We start from the raw sequence: 5025 nt of genomic DNA on the forward strand, positions 1-5025 counted from the left end.
CTATTGTATAGAAACCATATTGCTTACGATTATAATCAGGTTTTTCTTTGTGAAACATAGGGAACACCTCACAACTCTTCTTACCTCTATTATACGACTTTACACAAAGAAAAGCCCTTAGAAACTTGAGTTCTAAGGACTTTGTCTTCAATCTGACTCAGTCACTAGGACTGATTTTTAATTTTCTTTGTCTTCTTTAAAGATATCTTTGAGATAAGCATCAAAAACTTCTTCATCAGAAATGCTATCTGAAATGAAGTTTCCATTGCTTGTGCGTTCCGATAGATTTAAATCTTGTAGGATTGCTTCGTAAGTCGTTCCATTATTTGATTGGATGACAAGCGTTTGCTCTCCATCTTCTACTTCTGTACTAAAGAGATCTCCAACAAATCCTTGTTCAGAAACTGCACCAGCAAGGAAGACACGATGTGGTTTGCTCTTTAATTCTCTAAGGACTTGAAGACCACGATTAGCACGACTGGTTGCTGGAATTTCCTCAATCGAAACGCGCTTAAGACTTCCACGATGCGTCAAAAGATAGAAAGATGAAGTGTTGCAGATAAAGGCTGCTTGTATCACATCATCTGCTTTGAGATTCATGGCTTTCACCCCTGCAGCTTTGGCACCAATAACTGGCACTTCTTCGATGTTAAAGCGGAGGGCATAACCGTTTCGACTAATCAACAGGACATCATCCAATTTAATCGGAGCTACTGCTACAATCTGGTCAGTATCATCTTTCAACTTAGCATATTTGACAGACTTAGAGCGATAGGTTCTCCATGGAGAGAATTCTTTGCGTTCGACACGTTTGATTTGACCTAGACGAGTCGCTGCAAAGTAAGTTGTCGCATCATCAAATTGATCCACAACTTCTACATAGATCACTTCTTCGTTGGTTTCAAAGTTTGTAATGGTCTGGCTCAGATGCTCTCCGATGTCCTTCCAGCGAATATCTGCTAATTCATGAATTGGTCGATAGATGACATTTCCAAGTGTTGTAAAGATTAAGAGATGCTGGGTAGTTTTGACAGATTGAACAAAGAGTAATCGATCGTCATCCCGTTTACCAATTTCTTCAAGTGTTGAAGCTGCAAAGGAACGAGGGCTAGTACGTTTGATATAGCCCGCCTTCGTCACGCTGACGTAAGTATCTTCTTCAGCGATAAGACTAGCTGTATCAATCTCAATCACTTTTGCTGTATCTTCTAAAGTACTCAAACGTGGAGTCGCAAATTTCTTCTTGACTTCACGGAGTTCTTTCTTCATGAGATTGTACATAGTTCGTTCGTCACCAATGATAGCTGCAAGCATGGCAATCTTTTCACGGAGTTCTGCTTCTTCTTCTTGCAAGACAACAACGTCTGTATTGGTCAAACGATACAATTGCAAGGTAACAATGGCCTCAGCCTGTTCTTCTGTAAAATCATAGCTGACCTTGAGGTTTTCCTTAGCGTCAGCCTTGTTCTCAGAAGCACGGATAAGGGCAATAACTTCATCCAGGATAGAGATGACACGAATCAAACCTTCCACGATATGGAGACGTTTTTCAGCCTTTTCCTTGTCAAAGCGAGAACGCGCCAAAATCACTTCACGACGGTGGGCAATATAGCTAGACAAGATTGGTACAATCCCAACCTGACGAGGGGTGAAATTGTCAATCGCAACCATATTGAAATTGTAGTTGATTTGTAGGTCAGTATACTTGAAAAGATAGTTAAGAACAAGCTCGGTATTCGCATCTTTCTTAAGTTCAATAGCGATGCGAAGACCATCACGGTCAGACTCATCACGAACCTCAGCGATACCTGCCACCTTGTTATTGACACGAACTTCATCGATTTTCTTGACTAAGTTAGCCTTATTAATCTCATAGGGAATCTCAGTGATAACGATTTGTTCCTTACCACCTTTAAGCTTCTCAATTTCCGTTTTGGAACGAACAACCACGCGCCCTTTACCAGTTTCATAGGCCTTTTTGATTTCATCACGGCCTTGGATAATCGCACCTGTAGGGAAATCCGGCCCAGGCAAGAATTCCATCAACTTATCAACCTTGGCAGTCGGATGGTCAATCATATAAACCGTAGCATCAATGACCTCAGCCAAATTATGCGGCGGAATATCTGTGGCATAACCAGCTGAAATCCCAGTTGAACCATTGACTAAAAGGTTTGGAAAGGCTGCTGGTAAGACAGTTGGCTCTTTCTCGGTATCGTCAAAGTTCCAAGCAAAGGGAACTGTCTTTTTCTCGATATCTTGAAGGAGATATCCTGCAATCTCAGACAAACGTGCCTCAGTATAACGCATAGCCGCAGGTGGATCTCCGTCCATGGAACCGTTATTCCCGTGCATTTCAACCAGAATCTCACGGTTTTTCCAATCCTGAGACATACGGACCATGGCATCATAGATAGAAGAATCCCCGTGTGGGTGGAAATTACCCATGATGTTCCCGACAGACTTAGCCGACTTACGGTAGCTCTTGTCAAAGGTATTACCATCTTTATTCATTGAATAAAGAATACGACGTTGAACCGGCTTCAATCCATCACGAATATCTGGCAAAGCCCGGTCTTGAATGATGTATTTGGAGTAGCGACCAAAGCGCTCTCCCATGATGTCCTCCAGGGACATGTTTTGAATGTTACTCATATAGGATACAAAGCCCGTAAAATGCAAAGTGAAAATAGGAAATTCTTAAAGCGAGCGACGCTCTCAAGAGAATTTATCTTTTTCACACAGCATTTAGGGCGTGTTCAACTCCTTTCAAAGAATGTAGAGTAGATTTTATACAGTGAAGGATACTTTACAGGAATTAGTCCCTTATTCATATAAGATACAAAGGGACGTTTCGGATTGCCGAAAATTTCTGTAGAAAAATAGGAAATCGATGCAGGGTTCGATGAACCCAAAGCGATTTATCTTTTTTCCTAAGAAATTAGTCCCGTGTTCAGTTACCTCTAGTAACCAAACTATCCTTTCTGTAGTTTAAAATACGTTTTAAAAGATGCGTCAAGAGTTTTCATACAGCATTTAGGGCGTGTTCAACTCCTTTCAAAGAATGTAGAGTAGGTTTTACAGAGTAAAGGAATTTAGTTACCCTCAGTAACCAAACGGCCCTTTCCGTAGTTTAATCTTTTAAATTAGTCAGCGATTAAGAAGTCTCTGCTCAGCATACCCGATCATCTTCTCAGCTACTTCCCTATCGTAGTCAAAGCCCATCTTTTGGGCAAGTCTTTGAGCTTCTTGGTGGAAAAGTTGCATCGTAGCCAATAAAGATTGAATGATTTTGTCTAAACTCGAGAAATCAAGTAGATTTGAGAAGACCTTCTCCTTCTCAGAAGGCAAGTAGTTAAAGAGATACTTGTAGTTCTTGCCAATATCAATCGTCCCCTTATCAGCTGCAACTTGCCAAGCTAAGATTTTTAAGAGTTCTTGCTGACAAATACCGTAGAGATGGTCAGTCGAATAGATAAGTTGCTTACGACAAATTCCTTTGACCACGTAGGCTGACACCCACCAAAATTCATTACAAGATTTTTCAAAATCCGTCTCAGTAGCTGGGGTTATCCAGTAACGCTCTGGACTTGGAGAATAGGTCTCAAACAAGCCATTAGTGTCCTCTAGCACCGTGAAATCCGCTTCGCTTTCTACCCACTCTTGAATGTGGTCTTTGGGGCAGAGGGTTAAATCGATTCGGTTGCCGTCTTCGAAAAGCATGAGGTAGAGACGACGGTTACCTAGGATATTATGTTGCTCAATGTTACGTGTACCAAACTGGTGCAACCAAGCAAGGTCGCTCGTCAGATTATCTAAGTCGTCCACAACATAGACTACGTCGTAATCCTGAAACTCATCTTTTGGTGCTTTTGGATTTGTCCGTGAACCAGACATGGCGACAGCCTCGACTTGGAGCACTTTTGCGGTTTGAAAAATTAAATCAAGCATTTCGGGTTCAGTTCTCATATTAACCCCTGTTCTTTATTTGATATTACTGTCTACTAGCATACTATTTCTCAAGTTAAAATAGTTAATCCACTATAAAAGATTCAGCTATCCTTCTCTTAAAGTTTTTAATTTCGACAAAATTCTAGCTTCATCCAATCCTAGAATAACAAATAAAGTCGATGTATAGATGTCATCATACCATTGTTCCAATTCATCATCAGCCAAATCAAGATGATATTGATTTGAATTATTGTGCCTTAAACCAAAATTATTATACATTTCAAAAAGTTTTTCAAACGCGATAACCTTTTGATTGTTAACTTTCATAATATCTTTTAATTCTTCAGAATAATTTAGTTCTCTTCTAAACGGTTCAAGGTAGTTCGCTAAAGCAATAAGTATTTCTTTCTTACGCTGAATATTTCCCTTATTTGAAAAATGATTATATTCTAAGACCTTTATCGCCTCTTCAATACTAGTTTCAGATACAATCTGAGAAGCTTCTGAGGCATATACATTCTTTTCAACAATGATTTTGTTACCATTGTCCAATGTAATCAATTCATGATTTGATAATTCTAAAAACCTTTTAATATTATCAAATATAATTTGAATAAACTCACTCTCTTCCTCAGTAAATTTTTCCGCAAGATTACAAAAAATATCGACTAAGAACTCAGAGAAAACAAATAGTTGTTCAGTTGTATTATAGATATTCAATCCAACAAATTCTACCATTTGTGAATAACTGGTAAAGGTTGAACGATTAGGATAATCTAAGAAATTATCAGAAATCGCACTATTTAAACTTGTTTCATAATAGATACTCTTGAAATTTCTCTCCATTTCCAATAAATCCATCAAATTTTTTAACTCTCTCTGTGGATCAAATTCCATCCGATTCAAAATATCAAAATAATTCTGTCTCGCCATAATATTTCCTATACTAGACTTCCTGCGAAACAAAATATGATACAATAAAACTATGAATTATGAAGTAAGTAAACCATTAACTGATGCACGCTTTAAACGCCTTGTTGGTGTTCAGCGCACTACTTTTGAAGAGATGTTAGC

3 protein-coding genes and 1 pseudogene are annotated in these 5025 nt (G+C 38.9%); 1 reads left to right on the forward strand and 3 read right to left on the reverse strand.

Annotated features, from left to right (window positions below; translation table 11 throughout):
* Positions 1 to 177 precede the first annotated feature (177 nt).
* From parC to QM867_RS10535, 3 genes are all read right to left on the reverse strand, one after another.
* Positions 178 to 2655: a DNA topoisomerase IV subunit A gene (parC, locus tag QM867_RS10525; RefSeq protein WP_414315736.1), complete on the reverse strand. Its 2478-nt coding sequence runs from the start codon at positions 2653 to 2655 to the stop codon at positions 178 to 180.
* 495 nt (positions 2656 to 3150) lie between these two features.
* Positions 3151 to 3969, reverse strand: a complete 819-nt coding sequence (locus QM867_RS10530) for an aminoglycoside 6-adenylyltransferase (protein WP_414315737.1) — start codon at positions 3967 to 3969, stop codon at positions 3151 to 3153.
* An 87-nt stretch (positions 3970 to 4056) separates the two neighbouring features.
* Positions 4057 to 4884 carry a hypothetical protein gene (locus tag QM867_RS10535; RefSeq protein ID WP_414315738.1) on the reverse strand — a complete coding sequence of 276 codons (828 nt, stop codon included), beginning with the start codon at positions 4882 to 4884 and terminating at the stop codon, positions 4057 to 4059.
* A 52-nt stretch (positions 4885 to 4936) separates the two neighbouring features.
* Here QM867_RS10535 and QM867_RS10540 point away from each other — a divergent pair.
* A pseudogene (locus QM867_RS10540) lies at positions 4937 to 5025 on the forward strand (IS5/IS1182 family transposase); the annotation flags it as partial.

The organism is Streptococcus infantis (assembly GCF_047463635.1).
GTDB classification, from domain to species: domain Bacteria; phylum Bacillota; class Bacilli; order Lactobacillales; family Streptococcaceae; genus Streptococcus; species Streptococcus infantis_W.